General features: G+C 63.0%; 23 protein-coding genes. 16 read left to right on the top strand and 7 right to left on the bottom strand.

The window, feature by feature from the left end; genetic code table 11:
* Window positions 1–75 precede the first annotated feature (75 nt).
* A complete protein-coding gene (gene uvrC, locus ACR0LD_RS14770) occupies window positions 76–1950 on the top strand; it encodes an excinuclease ABC subunit UvrC (RefSeq protein ID WP_480637641.1) in 1875 nt (624 codons plus the stop codon).
* Here uvrC and ACR0LD_RS14765 read toward each other — a convergent pair.
* Entirely contained in the window at window positions 1935–2834 is a 900-nt protein-coding gene (locus tag ACR0LD_RS14765; protein WP_480637640.1) for a DMT family transporter, read from the bottom strand. The two genes, uvrC and ACR0LD_RS14765, sit on opposite strands and share 16 nt — an antisense overlap.
* Window positions 2835–3025: 191 nt before the next feature.
* On the opposite strand from ACR0LD_RS14765, the gene pgsA reads away from it, so the two are divergent.
* Genes pgsA through ACR0LD_RS14750 form a run of 3 tightly spaced genes read left to right on the top strand, consistent with a single transcriptional unit; the run spans window position 3026 to window position 4391 of the window.
* Window positions 3026–3694: a CDP-diacylglycerol--glycerol-3-phosphate 3-phosphatidyltransferase gene (gene pgsA / locus ACR0LD_RS14760; protein WP_170342342.1), complete on the top strand. Its 669-nt coding sequence runs from the start codon at window positions 3026–3028 to the stop codon at window positions 3692–3694.
* 3 nt (window positions 3695–3697) lie between these two features.
* Window positions 3698–3943 (top strand): molybdopterin converting factor subunit 1, encoded by a 246-nt coding sequence (moaD, locus tag ACR0LD_RS14755; RefSeq protein ID WP_170359984.1) that lies wholly within the window; start codon window positions 3698–3700, stop codon window positions 3941–3943.
* A 4-nt stretch (window positions 3944–3947) separates the two neighbouring features.
* Window positions 3948–4391 (top strand): molybdenum cofactor biosynthesis protein MoaE, encoded by a 444-nt coding sequence (locus tag ACR0LD_RS14750; protein ID WP_480637638.1) that lies wholly within the window; start codon window positions 3948–3950, stop codon window positions 4389–4391.
* Between the two features lie 4 nt (window positions 4392–4395).
* Here the strand turns inward: ACR0LD_RS14750 and ACR0LD_RS14745 are convergent, their stop codons facing one another.
* The 3 genes from ACR0LD_RS14745 to ubiA form a co-directional block, all read right to left on the bottom strand.
* Window positions 4396–4716 carry a hypothetical protein gene (locus tag ACR0LD_RS14745; RefSeq protein ID WP_093963571.1) on the bottom strand — a complete coding sequence of 107 codons (321 nt, stop codon included), beginning with the start codon at window positions 4714–4716 and terminating at the stop codon, window positions 4396–4398.
* 1 nt (window position 4717) lies between these two features.
* Entirely contained in the window at window positions 4718–6637 is a 1920-nt protein-coding gene (locus ACR0LD_RS14740) for an OmpA family protein (protein WP_170359987.1), read from the bottom strand.
* Between the two features lie 65 nt (window positions 6638–6702).
* Window positions 6703–7665, bottom strand: coding sequence for a 4-hydroxybenzoate octaprenyltransferase (gene ubiA / locus ACR0LD_RS14735; RefSeq protein ID WP_480637635.1), 963 nt, complete (start codon window positions 7663–7665; stop codon window positions 6703–6705).
* Between the two features lie 12 nt (window positions 7666–7677).
* Here ubiA and ACR0LD_RS14730 point away from each other — a divergent pair, with 12 nt between their 5' ends.
* The 7 genes from ACR0LD_RS14730 to pheT all read left to right on the top strand — a co-directional run bounded on the left by ACR0LD_RS14730 (window position 7678) and on the right by pheT (window position 16021).
* Complete coding sequence (locus ACR0LD_RS14730; protein ID WP_480637633.1) at window positions 7678–8403, top strand: 16S rRNA (uracil(1498)-N(3))-methyltransferase; 726 nt, start codon at window positions 7678–7680, stop codon at window positions 8401–8403.
* The gene (locus ACR0LD_RS14725; protein WP_480637631.1) at window positions 8403–9251 is read left to right on the top strand and encodes a GNAT family N-acetyltransferase; all 849 of its coding nucleotides are present in this window, start codon (window positions 8403–8405) and stop codon (window positions 9249–9251) included. Before ACR0LD_RS14730 ends, ACR0LD_RS14725 begins: the two co-directional genes overlap by 1 nt.
* On the top strand, window positions 9248–9775 hold the full coding sequence (locus ACR0LD_RS14720; protein ID WP_170343048.1) for a hypothetical protein: 528 nt from the start codon (window positions 9248–9250) through the stop codon (window positions 9773–9775). Before ACR0LD_RS14725 ends, ACR0LD_RS14720 begins: the two co-directional genes overlap by 4 nt.
* Before the next feature lie 77 nt (window positions 9776–9852).
* Window positions 9853–11223, top strand: a complete 1371-nt coding sequence (locus ACR0LD_RS14715; protein ID WP_170342329.1) for a glutamate--cysteine ligase — start codon at window positions 9853–9855, stop codon at window positions 11221–11223.
* A gap of 112 nt (window positions 11224–11335) precedes the next feature.
* Window positions 11336–12403 (top strand): Hint domain-containing protein, encoded by a 1068-nt coding sequence (locus ACR0LD_RS14710; RefSeq protein ID WP_480637628.1) that lies wholly within the window; start codon window positions 11336–11338, stop codon window positions 12401–12403.
* A 73-nt stretch (window positions 12404–12476) separates the two neighbouring features.
* Window positions 12477–13550, top strand: coding sequence for a phenylalanine--tRNA ligase subunit alpha (pheS, locus tag ACR0LD_RS14705; RefSeq protein ID WP_093963563.1), 1074 nt, complete (start codon window positions 12477–12479; stop codon window positions 13548–13550).
* A gap of 74 nt (window positions 13551–13624) precedes the next feature.
* Window positions 13625–16021 carry a phenylalanine--tRNA ligase subunit beta gene (gene pheT / locus ACR0LD_RS14700; RefSeq protein WP_480637626.1) on the top strand — a complete coding sequence of 799 codons (2397 nt, stop codon included), beginning with the start codon at window positions 13625–13627 and terminating at the stop codon, window positions 16019–16021.
* Window positions 16022–16067: 46 nt separating this feature from the next.
* Here the strand turns inward: pheT and ACR0LD_RS14695 are convergent, their stop codons facing one another.
* On the bottom strand, window positions 16068–16952 hold the full coding sequence (locus ACR0LD_RS14695; RefSeq protein WP_480637624.1) for a LysR family transcriptional regulator: 885 nt from the start codon (window positions 16950–16952) through the stop codon (window positions 16068–16070).
* An 84-nt stretch (window positions 16953–17036) separates the two neighbouring features.
* Between ACR0LD_RS14695 and ACR0LD_RS14690 the strand changes: the two genes are divergently transcribed.
* Together ACR0LD_RS14690 and ACR0LD_RS14685 are read left to right on the top strand one after the other, a co-directional pair.
* Entirely contained in the window at window positions 17037–17669 is a 633-nt protein-coding gene (locus tag ACR0LD_RS14690; protein ID WP_170359999.1) for a class I SAM-dependent methyltransferase, read from the top strand.
* A gap of 89 nt (window positions 17670–17758) precedes the next feature.
* Window positions 17759–18208: a YtoQ family protein gene (locus ACR0LD_RS14685; RefSeq protein ID WP_093963775.1), complete on the top strand. Its 450-nt coding sequence runs from the start codon at window positions 17759–17761 to the stop codon at window positions 18206–18208.
* Between the two features lie 48 nt (window positions 18209–18256).
* On the opposite strand, the gene ACR0LD_RS14680 is transcribed toward ACR0LD_RS14685, so the two are convergent.
* The gene (locus tag ACR0LD_RS14680; RefSeq protein ID WP_170461071.1) at window positions 18257–18955 is read right to left on the bottom strand and encodes a glutathione S-transferase family protein; all 699 of its coding nucleotides are present in this window, start codon (window positions 18953–18955) and stop codon (window positions 18257–18259) included.
* Window positions 18956–19169: 214 nt separating this feature from the next.
* Between ACR0LD_RS14680 and ACR0LD_RS14675 the strand changes: the two genes are divergently transcribed.
* Complete coding sequence (locus ACR0LD_RS14675; RefSeq protein ID WP_170367577.1) at window positions 19170–19976, top strand: mechanosensitive ion channel family protein; 807 nt, start codon at window positions 19170–19172, stop codon at window positions 19974–19976.
* An 88-nt stretch (window positions 19977–20064) separates the two neighbouring features.
* On the opposite strand, the gene ald is transcribed toward ACR0LD_RS14675, so the two are convergent.
* Complete coding sequence (gene ald, locus ACR0LD_RS14670) at window positions 20065–21183, bottom strand: alanine dehydrogenase (protein ID WP_170342313.1); 1119 nt, start codon at window positions 21181–21183, stop codon at window positions 20065–20067.
* Window positions 21184–21318: 135 nt separating this feature from the next.
* On the opposite strand from ald, the gene ACR0LD_RS14665 reads away from it, so the two are divergent.
* Complete coding sequence (locus ACR0LD_RS14665; protein WP_093963556.1) at window positions 21319–21777, top strand: Lrp/AsnC family transcriptional regulator; 459 nt, start codon at window positions 21319–21321, stop codon at window positions 21775–21777.
* Window positions 21778–21927: 150 nt separating this feature from the next.
* Window positions 21928–22845 carry a polyphosphate kinase 2 gene (ppk2, locus tag ACR0LD_RS14660; protein ID WP_170360005.1) on the top strand — a complete coding sequence of 306 codons (918 nt, stop codon included), beginning with the start codon at window positions 21928–21930 and terminating at the stop codon, window positions 22843–22845.
* Window positions 22846–22859: the final 14 nt, after the last annotated feature.

Below are 22859 nucleotides of genomic sequence, written 5' to 3'. Positions count from 1 at the left end.
AATCGTGGATTTGTTTTCTCTTGATCTGAGGCGCGCAAGATTGCAGCCACGGTCAGAGAATCGTATCTCTCCCTCATGACCGCCGACAGCGCCCCTCAATCCCAGCCTCAGCCGACCGGCTATGCCTGCATCCAGAAATACGTGAAGACGCTGGACAGTTCGCCGGGTGTCTATCGGATGCTGGATGCGGACAGCCGGGTTCTGTATGTCGGCAAGGCGCGCAACCTGCGGGCCCGGGTGTCGAACTACACCCGTCCGGGACATTCCGGCCGGATCGAGCGGATGATCGCCTCGACCGCGTCGATGATGTTCCTGACCACTCGGACCGAGACCGAGGCGCTGCTGCTGGAGCAGAACCTGATCAAGCAGCTCAAGCCCAAGTACAACGTGCTGCTGCGCGACGACAAAAGCTTTCCCAACATTCTGGTGGCCAAGGACCATCCATTTCCGCAGATCAAGAAGCATCGTGGGGCCAAGAAAGACAAAGGTGCCTATTTCGGCCCCTTCGCCAGTGCGGGCGCGGTGAACCGCACGCTGAACCAGCTGCAGAAGGCGTTTCTGCTGCGCAACTGCTCGGATTCGATGTTCGACAGTCGCACCCGGCCCTGCCTGCTCTATCAGATCAAGCGCTGCTCGGGGCCGTGCGTGGGCATGATTTCGCAGGCCGACTATGCCGAAAGCGTGCGCGACGCCGAGCGGTTCCTGTCCGGACGCTCGACCCGAATCCAAGAGGAACTGGCCGCGCAGATGCAGGAGGCTTCGGACGCGATGGAGTTCGAGCGCGCCGCCGCCCTGCGCGACCGGATCCGCGCGCTGACGCAGGTGCAGACGGCGCAGGGCATCAACCCGCGCGGGGTGGCCGAAGCGGATGTGATTGGCCTCTACATGGACAGCGGTCAGGCCTGTGTTCAGGTGTTCTTCATCCGCGCCAACCAGAACTGGGGCAACCGCGATTTCTATCCGCGGGTCGGTCCCGACGTCTCGCCGGCCGAGGTGATGGAGGCCTTTCTGGGCCAGTTCTACGACAACAAGGAACCGCCGCGTCAACTGATCCTGTCGGACGCGATCGAGAACGCCGACCTGATGCAGCAGGCCCTGTCGGAAAAGGCCGGTCGCAAGGTCGAGATATTGGTGCCGCAGCGGGGCGAAAAGCTCGAGCTGGTCTCGGGCGCGCTGCGAAACGCGCGCGAGGCGCTGGCGCGCCGCATGTCGGAAAGCGCGACGCAGGCCAAGCTGCTGCGCGGCCTGGCCGAGGCCTTCGATCTGGACTCGCCGCCGAACCGGATCGAGGTCTATGACAACTCGCATATCCAGGGCACCAACGCGGTGGGTGCGATGATCGTGGCCGGGCCCGAGGGGTTCATGAAGAACGCCTATCGCAAGTTCAACATCCGCGGCGACGACCTGACGCCGGGCGACGATTTCGGCATGATGAAAGAGGTGCTGACCCGACGCTTCACCCGCCTGCTGAAAGAGGACCCCGACCGCGACAAGGGCCTGTGGCCCGATCTGCTGCTGATCGACGGGGGCGCGGGGCAGGTGAGCGCCGTGCACGAGATCATGCAGTCGCACGGGGTCGAGGACATCCCGATGGTCGGTGTGGCCAAGGGCGTCGATCGGGACCACGGCAAGGAAGAGTTCCACCGCATCGGCCAGCGCCCCTTTGCCCTGAAGCGTAACGACCCGGTGCTGTATTTTATTCAGCGGCTACGGGACGAGGCGCACCGCTTTGCTATCGGTACCCACCGCGCCAAACGGGCCAAGGCGATGGGAGCGACGCCTCTGGATGAAATCCCCGGCGTAGGCGCGTCCCGCAAACGCGCCCTGCTGGCGCATTTCGGCAGCGCAAAGGCGGTCAGCCGTGCCAATCTGGCGGATCTGAAGGCCGTGGACGGGATCTCGGCCGGTCTGGCGCAGAAGGTCTATGATTTCTTTCACGAAAAGGGCTGAGGCCGCTGGCGCCCGCGCCACAGGATGTAAAGCCCCGACGCCACGATCAGCGCGCTGCCCAGCCACATGGTCTGGTCCAGATGCTCGTCGAATATCAGTACGCCCAGCCCGATGCCGAACAGAAGGCGGGCATAGCGAAACGGAGTTACGGCCGACACTTCACCCGTCCGCATTGCCAGCATCAGCGAAGAATAGGCCACCGCGCCCATCACCACGGCTCCAGTCAGGTGCAGGGCGGCTCGGGCGTCCACCGGCACCGCGGCGGCGCCTTCGAAAGCCCGGTACAGTCCACCGGCGACGACAATTGACAGAAAGCCATAAAACCCAAGAACGGTGGTGCCCAAAGTGGCGGGGGCGGCGCGGCTGGCCAGATCGCGGCCCGCAAAGCCCAGCATTCCCAGTACCGCAAGAATGGACAGGGCCGAGAAACTGTCTCCGGTCGGCTGGATGATGATCACCACTCCGATCAGTCCGACCAGAATGGCACTCCAGCGCCGCCAGCCGACGGTTTCCCCGAAAAACAGCGCGGCACCCGCCACCACGACCAGCGGCGTGGCCTGCAGGATCACTGTGGCCGAGGACAGCGGCGTCAGGGCGATGGCCAGCACATAGAACAGGCGGCCGAAGACTTCGAACAGCACTCGGATCTTCATCGGCTTGGACAGGACATCGGGGTGCAGCAACCGCCGCCCCTGAATCAACGCGACCCCGGCGAAAATCAACGCCCCGCCCAGTCCGAACAGCACCAGAACCTGCCAGATGGGCAGCACCTTGGCGGCACTTTTCAACAGCGCGTCCTCCAGGGCGAACCCGGCCATGGCCGCGATCATCCAGGCGCTGCCGATCAGATTGGCGCGCGCATCGGTTCTGATATGTGAGGTCACGGGGCGGATCTTTCCTGATGTGCCGATACCCGCGCAACCTGACCCGTTCTTCGCGCCGCGCCAAGGGGGAAACGGTCGTCGATCCTCCGCCTGCGACGGTCTGACCTGTCGTGGTCCAAACACCTGTGTTCTTGGCAGTTTTTTGTCGTGCCGTCTTTTCTGTTCCCGGCCATGGTTGTAGGGTCCAGCGCATGAAGTGGAACCTGCCGAATATTCTGACTTTGCTGCGCCTACTGGCCGCGCCCGGCCTGGCGGTGATGTTTCTGTATTTCACACGGCCCTACGCGGATTGGTTCGCGCTGATCCTGTTCCTGTCGGCGGCCATAACCGATTGGTTCGACGGCTATCTGGCGCGCGCGTGGAAGCAGGAAACCAAGATGGGCGCGATGCTGGACCCGATCGCCGACAAGGCGATGGTGGTGATCGCGCTGATGATCTTGGTCGGCTATTCGACTGAGCACTGGACGCCCTGGCTGGTGCTGCCCGCCACCGTGATCCTGTTCCGCGAGGTCTTCGTCTCGGGCCTGCGCGAGTATCTGGGCGACGTGGCCGGAACGCTCAAGGTTACCAAGTTGGCCAAATGGAAGACGACCGCGCAGATGGTGGCGATCGCCGTGCTGTTTTCGCAGGGCATATTCGAGCACTATTTCGTCATGTCCACCTTCGGCATGGATGCCGCGCTGATCGACCAGATCCTGTCGGGCCAGGTCGAGGACATCTCGGGCCTGCAATGGAAGCTGGATGGCATGTTCTGGTCGGGCCGCATCGGGTTGTGGCTGCTGTGGATCGCGGCGACGCTGACATTGATCACCGGCTACGACTACCTACGTAAAGCCATGCCCCATCTGAAGGAGGGCTGACGCATGGATGTCCTGTATTTCGCCTGGGTCCGCGAGCGGATCGGCGTGCCGAAGGAAAAGGTCGAAACCACTGCGGCCACGGTCTCCGATCTGGTGGCGGAACTCAGCGCCCGCGAAGACCGCTATGCCGCGGCCTTTGCCGACATCTCCGCCCTGCGGGTCGCGCTGGATCAGGAGCTGTCGGATTTCGACGCGCCGCTGGCCGGCGTCCGCGAAGTGGCCTTTTTCCCGCCCATGACCGGCGGATAAGGCAATGCGGATCTCCGTCCAGCAAGAGCCGTTCGATCTGGGGGCCGAGGCCAATGCCTTTGCCGCAGGTGACACGGCCAATGGCGCTATCGTCACCTTTACCGGCGTCGTGCGCGATCTGGCGCAGACCGATCTGGCCTACATGGAGATCGAGCATTATCCCGGCATGACCGAACGCGCCATCGCCAAGATCGCCGAGGAAGCCAAGAGCCGGTGGTCGCTGGGTGACGTGCTGGTGATCCATCGCCATGGGCGGCTGGCCCCAGGTGACCGGATCATGATGGTCGCAACGGCAGCCCCGCACCGCAAAGATGCGTTCGAGGCCGCTGAATACCTGATGGATTACCTGAAATCCCGCGCCCCGTTCTGGAAGAAGGAAATCACAGGTTTGGGCGCGGAGTGGGTTGCCGCCAAGGACGAGGACGAGGACGCGCTGTCGCGCTGGTAGGCGCTCAGTCGGCGTTGTTGATCCGGCCGCGCAATTCCTCGGCTTCCTGACGGGCGGCGCGCAGCCCGTCCATAGCCGCGGCCAGCTCGGCCTCGGTTTGGGTCAGCTGGTTGGTCAGCTCGGCCTCGCGCTGCTGCAGATAGGTGATCGCCTGATCACGGGTTTCCTCGGCCTCGTGCAGCTCCTGGCTCATGCGGTCCAGATCGGCCACGTCGGATTGGCGCACGCGCGACAGGCGGTGCACCAGCCAGTTGGCGAACCAGCCCATGCAGAAGGCGGCGAACAGGATGACGGCGGTGGCGATGATGAATTCGGTTCTGTTCAACTTACTGGTCCCCTGCATCCGTTTCGGATGCTTCTTCTTCTGTTGGCGCAGGTTCGGTTGCGCTTGTCTGGGTCTCCAATGCTTCCAGACCGGTTTCCTGATTGGCGACCGGCTCGGGCCGGATCAGCCGGAATTCGATGCGCCGGTTTTTCTCGCGCCCGTCTTCGGTGTCATTGTCTGCAATCGGCTGCGTCTCACCATATCCTGCGGCCGAGTAGCTTTTGGTCGGCACCCGACGGGCGCGCAATTCGTTCAGGATGGACTGGGCGCGTGACTGGCTCAGTTGCTGGTTCATCTCTTCACGGCCCTGGCTGTCGGTATGACCCTGGATTTCAATCCGGATCGGTCCACATTCGCGCAGGATCTCGGCAATCTGGTTCAGACTGTCGCGGGACTCTGATGAAACCGTAGCCGATCCGGGCTCGAACGTGATTTTGCGGGTTTCCTGAACCTCGGCGATGCGACTTTCGCACTGCTCGGGGTCTGGCAGCGCGTCTTCGGGTTCGGGCGGGGGCTGATAGGTGATCGACAGGTCAAAGTCCTGCGCATCGCCCAGCTTGTCGGACAGCAGGCCCGCGATCTGTGCCTTGGCGTCTTCATCATGGCTGACGCCTGTCAACTCGACCTTGTCGGGCGTTACGGTCAGCACGCCGTTGTTCAGCCAGGACAGGGATTCCAGCCCCGCCAGAACGCGTACGGGCCAGTCCTGCGGCATCTGGTCGACTACGCGGGCGGCACTGTGAACCTGATCGGATCCGAAGGCAGCCCGGGCGTAGCTGTCGATCATGTCACGCTGCAAATCGTCGCCCAGACGGCCGCGCAGTTGTACCAGACCTTCCGGGCTGCGGGTGGCGGTGAATTCCACAGGTCCGGCCTGTTCGTTGTTTTCGGGTTCAGGCAGAACCGCGTGCAGGGCAAACACTTCGGGCAGGGCGTTTTCCAACTCGCCCACGACCTTGTCGAAGGTGGCCGGGCTGGTGTTCGGTTCAGCAATCAGCGTGATGTCGGCATCCGACATCGTGACGGAACCTTGCCCGATCTCGGACAGAGCCCGGATACTCAGTTCAGCGGCCTGCGCCCATCGGGGCGATGGCACACCCAGGCCGATCGTGCAGGTATAGGGCCCTGACAGCCCGGCATCCTGCGCGGCGGCAACAATGGTGTCGCGCGCCTTTTCATCCTGTGCCGAACAGGCGTCGAACTGTCCGCCATCTTCCGAAATCAGATAGCGCAATGTGAACGGAGTGATCACCGGGCGCGGTGCCGAAATCGCCAGACCGATGCGCAAGCTGGGCGGCGCGGCGCGTGTCAGCTCTTGTTCCAGCCGTTCTTTTTCCTGCTGGCTGTCAGCGATGGCAGTGATCTTAACCAGGTCGGGACTGGCGGAAACCTTGGCTCGCGGCAGCTTGGACAGGGCAAGGATGGCGTAGGATATCGCGTCGTCCCAGCCTTTGGGTTTCTTGTAGTCTGCGGTTTCCAGCAGGTCCGACACCCGCGCCTGGGGGTCCAGCTTCTGCAGCCGGGCCATCAGTGCATTGCGATCCACGCTGGCCGGAACCAACCCGATCACGGAAATGCCGCTGTCGTTCCGGAGGATTTCAGCCGAGAATTTGGGCGGAGTCAGGTCAGCCGTCGGGGCAATGTCCATCTCGTCGATCACCCGAGAGGTGTCGACCTGTGTACCGGCCGCGGTCAGCGCGTTGAATCGGGTGGCCTCGTCCGGGGCAGTACCGGTCAGCACAACGCGCAGCCCATCCGCCTGCACTTCGGCCCACTCGTGGCCCTGCATGCTCAAAGCATTTCGAACGGCAGTTTCCGAGGTTTCTTCGATCTTGGTCACCGCGAATCCGGCGGCCAGCAGACAGACCCCCGCCGACACGACAAAGATCAGGGCTGATGTCAGGAAATACGGCAAGCGCATGAGCGGTTTCTTATCTCCTCGGGCCATTGGGCGGGACTCTTACAGGCACCGGTACCGAGGTGCAATCAGAGGAGCAATGCGACGCAAAGGAAGATGAGCGGAATAAGGCCGGTATCCCGGTTGGCGCGAAACAGCTGCAGCAGTTTCGCGTTGTCTTCGATGTCCAGCCCGCGCAGTTGCCACGCCATGTGCCACCCCATTGCCCAAGGTCCACCGATGGCCACGACCAGTGCCAGCACGCTGGAATTGGGCAGCGCGGCCTCGACGATGGCCAGCCCCATCAGCGCCACGGTCGCCACAAGGAAATACTTCAGCCATTTCGCGGTGTCGGTCCCGAACAGACGCGCGGTGGACTTGATGCCGATCAGCTCGTCATCCTCGGCGTCTTGGTGGGCATAGATCGTGTCGTAGAACAGCGTCCAGGCGATGCCGGACAGGTACAGCAGGATCGCGGGCCATTCGACCGTGCCGCGATGCGCCGCCCAGGCCAGCAGGGCGCCCCAGTTGAAGGCCAGCCCCAGAAACACCTGCGGCCACCAGGTGAAGCGCTTGGCATAGGGATAGATCGTCACCGGCAGCAGCGACAGGACGCCCATCGCGATGGCCGCCTGGTTGAAGGTCAGCAGGATCGCCAGCGCCAGAAGGCACTGTAGGCCCATCCAGATCAACGCCTGCCGAACGCTGACCTGACCCGAGGGGATGGGCCGCGAGCGCGTACGGGCGACCTGCGCGTCGAACTTGCGGTCGGTGATGTCATTCCAGGTGCAACCAGCGCCACGCATCAGAAAGGCCCCGGCCGCGCACCCAACGGCAATCCACAGATCGCCCCAGCGCGGCTGACCGTCATGCAGAATCGCCAGCGCCAGGCCCCACCAGCACGGAATCAGCAGCAGCCACGTCCCGATCGGCCGGTCCGCGCGCGACAGCCGCAGATAGGGGCGGGCAAAGGCCGGGGCGCGGGTATCGACCCAGTTGCCGGTAACGGCGTCGGCGACCTGACCGTCTGGTGTTGGGGCATTGCCTTGCATATGTAGGGTCTCATGAGTGCGAAGATCAGGCTGTATGTAGATCACCCTTTGGGTGCGGGGCAATCGGTTCCTTTGACGCGCGAGCAGGCCCATTACCTGTTCGGCGTGATGCGTCTGGCCGTGGGCGGGCAGGTGGCCCTGTTCAACGGCCGCGATGGCGAGTGGTTGGCGGAGGTGGCCGAGTGGGGCAAGCGGGGCGGTGTTCTGAGCTGTCTTGAACAGACCCGGCCACTGCAACTGCCGCCGGACCTGTGGCTGCTGTTTGCCCCGATCAAGAAGGCGCGGACCGATTTCATCGTCGAAAAGGCCGCCGAGATGGGGGCCGCCAAGATCATGCCGGTGCAGACTGCCTTCACCAATTCCGAACGCATCCGCCAGGACCGGCTGCAGGCCCATGCGGTCGAGGCGGCCGAGCAATGCGGCGGCACCTTCGTGCCCGAGGTCTGCGACCTGCAGCGGCTGGACAAGCTGTTGGACAACTGGCCCGACGGCCGCCAACTGATGTTCTGCGATGAGGCCGAAGCCGGGTCGGCCCTGCGCCTGGCCGAACAGGCCAAGAGCCGGCCGTGGGCCATTCTGATCGGCCCGGAGGGCGGGTTCTCCGATGCCGAGCGCCAGCGGTTGAAGGATCTGCCGTTCACGCATGTGGTCAGCCTGGGGCCGCGCATCTTGCGGGCAGACACGGCGGCGGTGGCCGCGATGACCCTGTGGCAGCAGGCGCTAGGGGACTGGTCCTGATGTGGCGGCTGGCGCAGCAACAGGACATTCCGGCGATTGAACGGTTTCTTCTGGACCATGTGCAAAGCTCGATGTTCGCGCTGGCCAACCTGCGAGAGTTTGGCCTGAACGCACCCGCGCCGCGCGCGATGAGCATGTGGATGCTGGGCGACCCGCTGCGCGGCGTGTTCGGAATCACCAACGAAGGCATGATCCTGCCGCAGTGCCCGGATCTGCCCGAGGCCGGCCTGTCCGAGGCAGCGGACCTGATCCGGGGCCGCACGGTCATTGGGTTGGCGGGCGAGGCCACGCAAGCCCGCCGGTTTCTGCGACAAGCCGGATGGCAGGACCGCGCCGCCCGTCTGGACCGGGACGAGCCCTCTTTTGCGCTGGACTTGCGCGACCTGATCGTTCCACCAACGGAAAACGCAAGGCTGGTGCCTCTGTCTGACGGCGACCGCAGCCTGCTGATCCGCTGGCGCGAGGCCTATCACTTGGAATCTTTGGGCACCGACCCGGGCATGGCCCGCAAGGCTGCGCAGAAAGACATCGACGGATATATTCAGCGCGACTCGCACCGGCTGTTGATGGTCGACGGCCACCCCGTCAGCATGACGGGCTTCAATGCCACGTTGCCCGAGATCGTCCAGATCGGCGGCGTGTTTACGCCGCCCGCGCTGCGCGGGCGAGGCTATGCCCGCACCGCCGTCGCCCTGCATCTGGCCGAAGCGCGGGCCGCCGGAGTGCGCAGGGCCGTTCTGTTCGCGGCTTCAAACGCCGCCGTGCGTGCTTATGTTGCGATTGGGTTTGCCCCTGCCGGGACCTTTTCACTGGTCCTGTTCAGCGATCAGATGGAGGCCGCGTCATGAGTTTCATCCGACCCGAAGCCAAACTGGCCCTGTGGCGCTGGCGCGAGGTGCTGGCCGCCGGGTTCGTTCTGATCCTTGGCCTCAGCTGGATCGGCGGTCCGGGCGGGTTGCTGGGCTGGCTGGGCTGGGTGCTTGTGCTGGTCTCGGTCGCGCTGGCCGTGATCGGCGTACAGCGCGCGCGGTTCCGGCTGGGCGCGGGCGGGCCGGGCGTGGTGTCGGTGGATGAAGGACAGATCGCCTATCTGGGGCCGCTGGACGGTGGCATCGTCGCCACTCGCGAAATCGAGAGCCTGACTCTGGACCCTACCGCCAGCCCCGCGCATTGGGTGCTGCAGCAGCCCGGCCAGCCGCCGCTTCACATTCCCGTGAATGCCGAGGGCGCCGAGGCGTTGTTCGATGTGTTCTCGGCCCTGCCGGGGCTGCGGACCGAGCGGATGCTGTCGGAACTCAAGGGCGGGGCGTCGCATCCGGTGGTCATCTGGGAACGCCACCCCTCGCGCCCGGCACACATCCGGTTGAATTGACGGTGCATTGACACCGGGGGAGATTGCGACCACCACTGACCCCCACGACTCGACACTTCAGGATCGGAGCACGGTTCATGTCCATTCCTCAGTCCGGCGGCGGACCGATCGAACGCCACGAACAACTGGCCGAATACCTGGCCGATGGCTGCAAACCCAAAAGCGAATGGCGCATCGGGACCGAGCACGAGAAATTCGGCTATTGCAAGGACACGCTGAAGCCGCTGCCCTACGAAGGCGAACGCTCGATCCTGGCGGTACTGCAGGGGCTGCGCGACGGGCATGGCTGGACCCCCGTGGAAGAGGCGGGCAAGCTGATCGGGCTGGAAAAGGACGGGGCCAACGTCTCGTTGGAACCGGGCGGGCAGCTGGAGCTGTCAGGCGCTCCGCTGGAGACCATCCACGAGACCTGCGACGAGGTGAACGCGCATCTGCGCGACGTGAAGGACATCGCCGATAAGATCGGCGTAGGCTTCATCGGGCTGGGCGCCGCACCGATCTGGAAGCACGAGGACATGCCGCTGATGCCCAAGGGCCGGTATGTCCTGATGAATGACTACATGGAAAAGGTCGGCGACATGGGCCGCGCCATGATGCGCCGGACCTGCACGGTTCAGGTCAACATCGATTTCGGGTCCGAGGCGGACATGGTGCAGAAGCTGCGCGTGGCGCTGGCCCTGCAGCCGGTGGCGACCGCGCTGTTTGCCAACTCGCCCTTCTTCGAGGGCAAGCCCAACGGCCACAAAAGCTGGCGCAGCTACATCTGGCGGCATCTGGATGACGCGCGCACCGGCATGCTGCCCTTCGTGTTCGAGGACGGCTTCGGGTTCGAGCGCTATGTCGAGTACGCTTTGGATGTGCCGATGTATTTCGTCTATCGCGACGGAAAGTATATCGACGCCCTGGGCATGTCGTTCCGAGATTTTCTGCAGGGCAAGCTGCCCGCGCTGCCGGGCGAGACGCCGACGCTTTCGGATTGGGCCGATCACCTGACCACCGCCTTCCCCGAGGCGCGGATCAAGAAATTCATGGAAATGCGCGGGGCCGACGGCGGCCCGTGGCGCCGTCTGTGCGCGCTGCCCGCCTTCTGGGTAGGGCTGACCTATGACCAGTCCGCGCTGGATGCCGCATGGGATCTGGTCAAGGGCTGGGACGCCGAAACCCGCGAGGGGTTGCGCGTCGCCGCGGCCCGGGACGGGCTGCAGGCGCAGGTCGGCGGTATCAACATGCACGATCTGGCGCGCGAGGTGGTGGCCATCGCCGAGTCCGGCCTGAAGGCGCGGGCGCGGCCGGGTGCAGGCGGGCTGGTCCCGGACGAGACCCATTTCCTGAACGCGCTTAAGGAAAGCATCCAGTCCGGCAAGGTGCCGGCCGACGAGCTGCTGGAGCATTACCACGGCGACTGGCAGGGCGATCTGACGCGGATCTACCCCGAATACAGCTACTGACCGCGACCTGTTGCAATTAGGGGCCTGTTAGCCACATTCCCGGATCGCGCCTTGTTCGGCGGCGGCGTTTGCGCGATACATTCGGGTCAGGTTTTCCGGTCGTGGTGCTTTCATGGCGCGTATCAGTGAGTTGCATTATTCCAATGCCTATGCCGCGAATTCGGGCGTGTCCGAATTCTTGGAGGTGTCCCTTCGCCCCGGCGAAGATCCGGCGGATTTCACCGTGTCCTTCTATCAGGCGAACGGGCAGGTTGGGATCGAGATCCCACTCAACGATCCCTCCGTTCAGGTCACCGTCGACCCCGACAACAACGAGATCGTCTATGTCATCTCGGCCGATGATTTTCCGATCTTCCTGACCGATCCGGATGGTGGCGGCCCAACCAATTACGAAGCCTATGCGCTGACCAACACCGCCACGGGTGAGGTAATAGATTTCTACGACATCGGTGGCGGCACGCAGAACATCGTCGCGGTCGATGGGTTGGCGGCCGGGGAAACCTCGGTCAACCTGCCGGTGCTGGTCGGGCCGAACCAGACCACGACGACCCTGCAGTTCAATCAACCCGATCCTGACACGCTGACCTATGGCCCCTTGTCGCCCGGGGATACCGGGGCCGCCTGTTTCACGGCCGGAACCCTGGTGGATACCCCCGAGGGGCCGCGCCGGATCGAGACGCTGCAGCCCGGCGATACGGTCCTGACCGTCGATGACGGCCCCTGCCGGGTGCGCTGGATCGGCGGCCGCACGGTGCGCGGCGTGGGTCGTTTCGCGCCGGTGCGCATCCGCGCGGGTGTTCTGGGCGCCAAGACAGACATTCTGGTCTCGCCCCAGCACCGCATTCTGGTCGGAGGCTGGCAAGCCCAGCTTCTGTTCGGCGAGGATGAGGTTCTGGTCCCCGCCAAATCGCTGGTCTACGGCGATACCGTCACCGTGCAGCCCTGTGACATTGTCCGCTATGTCCACCTGTTCTTCGACCAGCACCAGCTGGTCACCACTTCAGGTCTTGTGTCCGAGAGCTTCTTTCCGGGGCAGGAGGCGCTCTCGGGGCTGGAGCAGGAGGCCGCGCGCGAACTGTTTGCGCTGTTCCCCGAACTGCAGACCCATCCGCAGGGCTATGGCCCCACGATCCGCCCGGTCCGGTGTGATCGACAGGCAGCGGTTCTGCGCGCGACCTGATCGCGCGGCCCGGCCCTCTTGCTTTCGCGCGCTGCTGTGATAGCAGGACAGCAACAGAATTCAGGGGACCGTCATGGACGATCTTAAGGCAAAATACCTGGGTCAGATCGCTGACGCAGGCGACGAAAGCACGCTGGAAGCGATCCGCGTGGCCGCGGTGGGCAAAAAGGGCGAAGTGGCGCTGAAGATGCGCGAACTGGGCAAGATGACGCCCGAGGAACGCCAGGTCGCCGGCCCCGCGCTGAACGCGCTGAAGGACGAGATCAATTCGGCGCTGGCCGCCAAGAAGGCCGCATTGGCCGATGCCGCGCTGGACGAACGTCTGCGGACCGAGTGGCTGGACGTGACCCTGCCCGCGCGCCCGCGCCGCCAAGGCTCGATCCACCCGGTCAGCCAGGCGACCGAGGAACTGACCGCGATCTTTGCCGAACTGGGCTTTTCCGTCGCCGAAGGTCCGCGGATCGAGACAGATTGGTACAATTTCGACGCGCTGAACATCCCCGGCCACCACCCCGCGCGGGCCGAGATGGACACGTTCTACATGCACCGCGCGCCGGGCGACAATCGCCCGCCGCATGTGCTGCGCACCCATACCTCGCCGGTTCAGATCCGCTCGATGGAAAAGCAGGGCGCGCCGATCCGCGTGATCTGTCCGGGCGGTGTCTATCGCGCCGACTATGACCAGACCCACACGCCGATGTTCCACCAGGTCGAAGGCCTGGCCATCGACAAGGATATCTCGATGGCGAACCTGAAATGGGTGCTGGAGGAATTCGTCAAGGCGTTCTTCGAGGTCGACGACGTCGAACTGCGCTTCCGCGCCTCGCATTTCCCGTTCACCGAACCCTCGGCCGAGGTCGATATCCGCTGTTCTTGGGAAGGCGGCCAGCTGAAGATCGGCGAGGGCGACGACTGGATGGAGATTCTGGGCAGCGGCATGGTCCACCCCAAGGTGATCGCCGCCGGCGGGATCGACCCCGAGGTCTATCAGGGCTTTGCCTTCGGCATCGGCATCGATCGTCTGGCGATGCTGAAATACGGCATCCCGGATTTGCGGGCGTTCTTTGACAGCGACCTGCGCTGGCTGCGGCACTATGGGTTTGCGGCGTTGGATATGCCGAACCTGCATGGTGGCTTGTCACGATGAAATAGCGTGGGGCTTGCCCTGCTGCCCAAGAGAATTCGGCGGGCTGGCCCGCCTAACCGGACAGGAAAACAGAAATGAAATTCACCCTCTCCTGGCTGAAAGACCACCTGGACACCGACGCCTCGGTTGATGAGATCGCCGAGGCGCTGACCGATCTCGGGCTCGAGGTCGAAGAGGTCATCAACCCGGCCGACAAGCTCAAGGATTTTACCCTGGGCTATGTGAAACATGCCGAGAAACACCCCGATGCAGACAAGCTGCGCGTCTGCAAGGTGGACACTGACGAGGGCGAGTTGCAGATCATCTGCGGCGCCCCCAACGCGCGCGAGGGCATCACCGTCGTAGTCTGCAAGCCGGGCATGTATATCCCCGGTCTGGATCTGACGATCAGCGTTGGCAAGATCCGCGGCGTCGAAAGCTTTGGCATGATGGCGTCCGAGCGCGAGCTGGAACTGTCGGACGAACATGACGGCATCATCGAGCTGCCCTCGGGCGAGGTGGGCCAGCGGTTCGTCGACTGGCTGGCCGAGAACGACCCCGCCAAGATCGACCCGGTGATCGAGATCGCCATCACTCCCAACCGCCCCGATGCGCTGGGCGTTGCAGGCATCGCGCGCGATCTGGCGGCGCGGGGTCTGGGCACGCTGAAGCAGCGCGACTATGCCCCGGTGCCGGGGGATTTCGAAAGCCCGATCAAGGTGACGATCGACGACGACACGCTGGATGGCTGCCCGCATTTCACCGGCCGCCTGATCCGCGGCGTCAAGAACGGCCCCAGCCCGCAATGGCTGCAGGATCAGCTGAAGGCGATCGGCCTGCGTCCGATCTCGGCCCTGGTGGATATCACCAACTACATGACCTTCGACAGCAACCGCCCGCTGCACGTCTTTGACGCCGACAAGGTCAAGGGCAACCTGCGGGTGCACCGCGCCAAGGGCGGTGAGAAACTGGTGGCGCTGGATGAAAAGGAATACACGCTGCAGCCCGGCATGATGGTGATTTCCGACGACAACGGCCCGGAATCCATCGCCGGCATCATGGGCGGGCAAGAGACCGGCTGTACCGAGGATACGGTGAACGTGTTTTTGGAAAGCGCCTTCTGGGATCATGTCCAGATCGCGTTGGCGGGGCGCGCGCTCAAGATCAACTCGGACGCGCGTTACCGGTTCGAGCGTGGAGTCGATCCGGAATACACGCTGGAAGGGTTGGAGCACGCAACCCAAATGATCCTGGATATCTGCGGCGGCGAGGTTTCCAAGGTGGTCGAGGCCGGCAAAGCGCCGGACCATTCGCGCGCCTATCGGCTGGATGCGGCGCGGGTGCAGTCGCTGGTGGGCATGGACATCCCCGAAAGCGAGCAGCGCCAGACCCTGACCCGGCTGGGTTTCCGTCTGGAAGGCGACATGGCCCATGTGCCCAGTTGGCGCCCCGACATCCAGGGCGAGGCCGATCTGGTCGAGGAGGTCGCCCGCATCGCCTCGCTGACCAAGCTGCAGGGCAAGCCGCTGCCGCGTGTCACGGATGGTATTCCCAAGCCGGTCATGACCCCGGCCCAGCGGCGTCAGTCGATGGCGCGGCGCAACTGCGCGGCGCTGGGGTACAATGAATGCGTCAGCTACACTTTCATCGATCAAGCCTCGGCCGCGCTGTTCGGTGGCGGCGATGACGCGACGATGCTGGAAAACCCGATCTCGTCCGAGATGAGCCACATGCGCCCCGACCTGTTGCCCGGCCTGTTGCAGGCCGCGGCGCGCAACCAGGCGCGCGGCTTTGCCGATCTGGCCCTGTTCGAGGTCGGCCCGGTCTTTCATGACGGGGAACCCGGCGAGCAACGCACCCAGATCGCAGGCCTTCTGGTCGGGCGGACCGGTCCCAAGGATGTGCACGGCGCCGCTCGCTCAGTCGACGTGTTCGACGCCAAGGCCGATGCCGAGGCCGTGCTGACCGCCATCGGGGCCCCCGCCAAGGTGCAGATCCTGCGCGACGGCGACGCCTGGTGGCATCCGGGCCGTCACGGCAAGATCTGCCTGGGCCCCAAAAAGGTGCTGGGCGTGTTCGGCGAACTGCACCCACGCGTGCTGCAGCAGCTGGACATCAAGGGCCCGGCCGTGGCCTTCACCATCTGGCCGGACGAGGTGCCGCTGCCGCGCAAATCCGGCACCACCCGCTCGGCGCTGGAGCTGCGTGACCTGCAGGCGGTTGAGCGTGACTTTGCCTTTGTCGTCGATGCCGATGTCGAGGCGCTGACGCTGGTGAATGCCGCCGCCGGGGCCGACAAGGCACTGATCGAAGAGGTGCGCGTATTCGATGAATTTATCGGCGGCAGCCTGGGTGAGGGCAAGAAATCTCTGGCCATCACCGTGCGTCTGCAGCCGACCGACAGCACGCTGAAGGAAAAAGACATCGAGGCGGTGGCCGAAAAGATCATCGCCAAGGTCACCAAGGCAACCGGCGGCGTTCTGCGCGGTTGAAGCGGCTTCAACCCGAAGTGGCACGCGCGCCAATGGCGCGCGTGTTTCATTTTGCGAAGAACTCTGCCAGCAGGTCAAAGACTAGCCGGATGCGCCGGCTGGTATGCAGCTCGCGGTGGGTGGTCAGCCAGATCGGGAACCGTAGCGGCTCCATTTCGGGAAGGACCCGCTCCATACCCGAAGTGGCATCGCCCACCGGCTCGGACATGGGCGCGATGCCAAAGCCCTGCCGGGCAAACTCCCACGAGACGATGCCGTTCTGCGACCCCAGGCGGAAGTTTTCTTCGGTCAGGCGCAGCCCGATCGGTTCGAAATAGGCGATCATCTGCGCGGTGTCGCCGAAACTGATGAACTCGTGCCGGGACAGGTCCGACAGGGACTTGGGGCGTCCAGCGCGGTTCAGGTAGGCGGTGGCGGCATAGAAATGCCCGTCAGCCTCCTGCACCAGTTTTGCGATCAGGTCGGGCTGGTCGGGGCGGACATGGCGGATGGCGATATCCGCCTCGCGCCGCATCAGATCGCGAATGTCGTTCGCGGCGATCACGTCGATCCGCAGTTTCGGAGCCTGCGCGCGGATCTCGCGCAGCAGGTCCGGCAGGATATAGGCCGACATCACGTCGCTTGCGGTGATCCGCACCTGCCCCTCGATCGACTGCGCCTGACCGGACGCGGCCAGCGCAATGCGATCTGCGGCGGCGCCCATGGTCCGGGTGTGCTCCAACAGCTCGATCCCGGCGGTGGTGATCTGAAGTGATCGGCCGACCCGTTCGAACAGCATCACGCCCAGGTCGGATTCAAGCGCGGCGATCTGGCGGCTGAGGGTCGGTTGCGTCTGGTCCAATCGCCGTGCCGCCGCCGAAAGCGAGCCGGTCTCGGCCGTGGCCAGAAAGGCGCGGATATGGTTCCAGTCGAATTTGCGCGGATCATCCATGCAAGAATGTATAAGGATTCTGCGAATTTCGGCAATTCACCTTTGAAACGCGTATCACTAGCTTGCGCTCAAAGGAGAGCCGACATGACCGCCACAGCCAAATTCTGGGACGGAATCGCCGAGAAATACGCGAAATCCCCGATCCGGGACATCGAGTCCTACGAGCACACGTTGCAACGCACGGTGTCCTATTTGAAGCCAACCGACCAGGTGCTGGAACTGGGCTGCGGAACCGGGCGCACCGCGCTGCGGCTGTCCGGCCATGCGGATACGATCACGGCGAGCGATGTCTCTCCGGGCATGTTGGCCGTGGGCCGCAGGTTGGCACAAGAGGAGCAGATCGAAAACGTCGTCTTTGTCGAGGCCGACGCGAACCGCCCCCCGAATTGGGCCTATGATGTGGTGATGGCGTTCAATCTGCTGCACCTGATCCGGGATCTGGAGGCGACGCTGGCCGGGGTTCATGAGGTGTTGAAACCCGGCGGTCTGTTCATTTCAAAAACGCCCTGTCTTGCCCAGGGTGGATTGGGGTTCAAGTTCGGCTTGCTCAAGCTGCTGCTGCCGATCATGCAGCTTTTGGGCAAGGCGCCATTCGTCAGTCAATTCGACATCAAGACGCTGGAAACCGCCATTGAAAAGGCCGGGTTCGAGATTATCGAAAGCGGGAACTTCCCGGCAAAACCGCCCTCGCGCTATCTGGTGGCCCGCAAGCTGTGACGCCAGCGCCGCATCGGCAGGCAACTTCCGCATTGGGCTTTGCGGGTTTGGACAGTAAACAGGGCCAGAAGCAAAAGGCGGAGGCTGCAATGGGTTTGAATGTCTACCTGTCGGGCGAGATCCACACGGATTGGCGCGAACAGATCATCGAAGGCGCGCAAGGGCTGGACGTCACGTTCAACAGCCCGGTGACCGATCATGCGGCCAGCGACGATTGCGGGGTCGCCATTCTGGGGGCCGAGCCGAACAAGTACTGGCACGACCACAAAGGTGCGATGGTCAACGCGATCCGTACCCGCAAGGGGATCGCCGATGCCGACGTCGTCGTGGTGCGATTCGGGGACAAGTACAAGCAGTGGAATGCGGCCTTCGACGCGGGCTATGCCGCGGCCCTGGGCAAGTCGATCATCGTGCTGCACGGTCCCGAGCATCAGCATGCGCTGAAAGAGGTCGATACCGCCGCGTTGGCGGTGGCCGAGGAGCCCCGCCAGGTGGTCGAGATTCTGCGCTATGTGCTGACCGGGAAACTGCCTGGTTGATGGAACGGAATGCCGACGCCGCTTGCAAGGCGGCGACGGCGTGATCCCTTACCCGCGCGGAGGCGTGACCAGACCCTTTTGAACCGCGGGCCGGTCCAGGAACCGGTTCAGATAGGCGATGGTGTTGCGATGATCGTCCCAGCCGACCAACTCTTTGGCGCCGTAGAAATCAAGGCCGCGCAGCCACGGGGCCAAAGCGATATCGGCAATTGAGTACTCACCGGCGATCCAGTCCTGCCCGTGCAACTGGGTCTCGACGACATTCAGCAGCCGTTTGGCCTCGTAGATATACCGCTCGCGCGGGCGCGGGTCTTCGATCGCGCTGCCGGCGAACTTGTGGAAGTAACCCAGCTGCCCGAACATCGGACCCACGCCGCCCATCTGGAACATCAGCCATTGCGTGATCCGATACTTGTCAGCCATGTTCTGGCCGAGGAACTTGCCGGTTTTCTCGGCCAGGTAAAGCAGGATCGCACCACTTTCGAACAGCGCCAAGGGCTGTCCGTCCGGGCCGTCAGGATCGATGATCGCCGGAATCTTGTTGTTTGGGTTCAGCGACAGAAACTCGGGGCTTTTGACGTCAGCGTCTGACAGGGTGACCTTGTGCGCCTCGTAGGGCAGGCCTGTTTCTTCGAGCATGATGGACACCTTCACGCCGTTCGGCGTCGGGAAGGAATAGAGTTGGATCCGCTCCGGCGAATGCGGGGGCCATTTGGTCATGATCGGGAAGGTGGCGGTGTCCAGCATGGCAAGCTCCTTGTTCGGGTACTATTGCAAGCTAGGCATTCAGGGGCGGATTGTTAGATGGCGGTCTGTGCAACCCCGGGCAGCGACTGTTTGCTGAAGCACAGCGGGGAAATCCGGGACATTTCAAACCTAGACCTGTGCGGTTTTATCGCCCAATGTTGAGGAAACCCCGCGCAAAAGTCGCGGGTTTGTTGCTGTTGGAAAGGAGACGCCCGTGGATGAGGTCGTGACGCAGGTAGGGGCATTTGCCCCATTGATCATGAGCGCGGTCAAAGCCCTGATCGTTCTTGTTGTCGGCTGGATAGCCGCTGGCATGATCGCAGGGATCGTTCGCCGCCGAATTAATTCGACCCCGCAAATCGATCCGACTTTGGGGAATTTCGTTGCCAGCACCGTCAAATGGGTGATCCTGGCCATTGTCCTGGTTGCTGTGCTTGGCATCTTCGGAATCGAAGCGACGAGTATCGTTGCCATTCTGGGTGCCGCTTCGCTGGCCATCGGCCTTGCGCTGCAGGGCACGCTCAGCGATCTAGCCGCAGGTGTGATGCTGGTGGTTTTCCGGCCATACAAGCTGGGTCAGTTCGTGGATATCGGTGGGACAGCCGGCACGGTGAAGGACCTGAACCTGTTCACGACCGAACTGGTCACGCCCGATAATGTGCAGATCATCGTTCCCAACGGTCAGGCCTGGGGGTCGATTATCACCAACTACTCGGCCCACGACACGCGGCGTGTCGATCTGGTGTTCGGGATCGACTATGGCGACAGTGCGGATGCGGCCATGAAGATCATTCTGGATGTGGCCAAGGCGGACAAGCGCATACACTCGGACCCCGAGCCCTGGGTGCGTGTGACCAACTTGGGAGACAGCTCGGTAGACCTGACCGCGCGGTTGTGGTGCGCGGCCGCCGACTATTGGGACGTCAAGTTTGATCTGACCAAGGCCGTCAAGGAAGCGTTTGACAGCAAGGGCATTTCGATTCCCTACCCGCACTCGGTGGAAATCCACAAAGAGGGCTGAATGCTCCCGCCCGTCCGTCGGGCATTGGAAATGCCCATCTCCGGATGGGCCAAGCGCCGCGCAGATGCGCGGCGCTGTTGCGTTTCGATCAGGCCTTGACGACCATTGCGGGCGAAACCACGTCGATCCCCAGTGCCTTGCCTACAGCATAGTATGTCAACTGGCCGGCGTGCACGTTGAGGCCCGCCAGAAGGTGGGGATCGTCCTGGCACGCCTGCTTCCAGCCCTTGTCGGCCAGCGCCAGCATGAACGGCATTGTTGCGTTCCCCAGCGCGATGGTCGAGGTCCGTGCCACCGCACCCGGCATATTGGCCACGCAGTAGTGCATGATGCCATCCACCTCATAGATCGGATCCGCGTGTGTCGTTGCCTTGGAGGTTTCGAAGCAGCCGCCCTGGTCGATGGCAACGTCGACAAGCACGGCGCCCGGCTTCATGGTCGACAATTGCTCGCGGGTGATCAGTTTCGGGGCGGCCGCGCCCGGGATCAGAACGGCCCCGATCACCATATCCGCCGACTGGATCAGCTCGGCCGTAGCACCGGCGGTCGAGTACTGGTTCTTGAACCGGCCACCGAAGACGTCGTCCAGATAACGAAGGCGCGGCAGCGAACGGTCCAGAACGGTCACATCAGCGCCCATGCCCGCCGCCACCTGAGCCGCATGCGTGCCGACGACGCCGCCACCGATCACGACAACCTTGGCCGGGCCCACACCGGGGACGCCGCCCATCAGAACGCCGCGCCCGCCATTGGCTTTTTGCAGGGTCCACGAACCCACTTGCGGGGCCAGACGACCTGCGACTTCGGACATCGGGGCAAGCAGCGGCAGACCACCGTTGGAATCAGTTACCGTTTCATAGGCGATCGCCGTGCAGCCCGAGGCCAGCAGATCGTGGGTTTGCTCAGGGTCGGGCGCAAGGTGCAGGTAGGTGAACAGCAGCTGGCCTTCGCGCAGCATCTTGCGCTCGACCGCTTGCGGTTCCTTGACCTTGACTATCATGTCGGCGGTCGCGAACACCTCTTCCGCGGTGTCCACGATGCGCGCGCCTGCGGCGACATAGGCGTCGTTGTCAAATCCTGAACCCAGCCCGGCGCCGGTTTCGATGATGACCTCGTGACCACGGGCAACCGCTTCCTGCGCGGCGTTGGGGGTCATGCCTACGCGGAATTCCTGCGGTTTGATTTCCTTTGGGCATCCGATTTTCATGGGGCTCTCCATTCATAAACTGCACAAATTATGTGCAGAAAGCGGTGCAATTTCTGTGAAACTCGGTGCGTAACTGCGCTAATATGTGGGAAATTTTTCGATGAAATGAGAAAATCTTGCAACGGATGTGCGTGAATGTCACTTGATGCGACTGACCGAAAGATTCTGGCGGCCCTTCAGCGCAAGGGGCGTATGTCGAACGCGGAACTGTCCGAGCAGGTCAACCTGTCACCGTCGGCCTGCCATCGCCGGGTTCAGCGGCTTGAGGCGGAAGGCTATATCCGGGATTATGTCGCGCTGTTGAATGCGCGCAAACTGGGGGTGCCGACAACCGTATTCGTCGAAATCACATTGCAGGGTCAGGCCGAGGAGGTGCTCGAGGCCTTCGAGCGGGCGGTCCGGCGCATTCCGGACGTTCTGGAGTGTCACCTGATGGCCGGGTCGGCGGATTATGTCCTGAAGGTGGTCGCCGAAAACACCGAGGATTTTGCGCGCATCCACCGCCAGTATCTGTCGCGCCTGCCCGGAGTTGCGCAAATGCAAAGCTCGTTCGCCCTGCGGACCGTTTTCAAGACGACCGCACTGCCTGTTTGACCCTGGTGCGGCAGTCTTGCCGATGCGGTTGTATCTGCCGTTGAGCCGGTTCAATATTGGCCTTCGGGGCGGGAAAAAGGTCGGCATGACATTGGCCGGTTACACGTACCCGATATGGTCCGAGACTGTTGAAAGATAAGGAGCAGGCCCTTGGCTGAAGACTATGAGAACACAGTCGACGATTGGCTGGAAGCCGAGTTGCAGGACACACTGGACGAGGATTTTGAGATCGAGTTCAGTGAACCCATGCTGTCGATGGAGGTCCGCAAGATCTATCGCGAACAGCATCCTGAAATGCTGGATCGCAAGGTCTATTTCCGCAACCTGTTGCGCCTGCAGGCCGAACTGATCAAGGTTCAGGACTGGGTGCAGCATACCGGCGCCAAGGTTTGCATCCTGTTCGAAGGGCGCGACAGCGCTGGAAAGGGCGGGGTAATCAAGCGGATCACCCAACGGCTGGACCCGCGGGTTGCACGTGTCGTTGCTTTGCCTGCCCCCAGCCGGCGCGAGCAGAGCCAGTGGTATTTTCAACGCTATGTGCCGCATTTGCCGGCGGCGGGTGAGATCGTTCTGTTCGACCGGTCGTGGTACAACCGGGCGGGCGTTGAACGGGTGATGGGCTTCGCCACCGAGGCCCAGGTCGAGCAGTTCTTTCAGGACGTTCCCGAATTCGAGCGCATGTTGGTTCGGTCGGGGATCATCTTGCTGAAATACTGGTTCTCGATCACGGACGAAGAACAGCAACTGCGCTTTCTGATGCGAATCCACGATCCGATGAAGCAGTGGAAACTGTCACCGATGGACCTGGAATCGCGGATCCGCTGGGAAGACTATACCAAGGCCAAGGAAGATATGCTGTTCCGAACCAACATTCCCGAGGCCCCCTGGTACATTGTCGAAGGCAACGACAAAAAGCGGGAAAGGTTGAACTGCATGGAGCATATTCTGACCAAGATTCCGTACGAAGAGGTGCCCCACGAAAAGGTCACTCTGCCGGATCGGAAATACAATCCCGAGTATGAACGGCGGGTTCTGCCGGACGAATTGTACGTGCCCAAGATTTATTGAAAGAAAGTGCCCCA

The organism is Ruegeria sp. BF8 (genome assembly GCF_056538625.1).
Note: the sequence above shows the minus strand (reverse complement) of the source record. Positions and strands in the feature narration are given on the sequence as shown.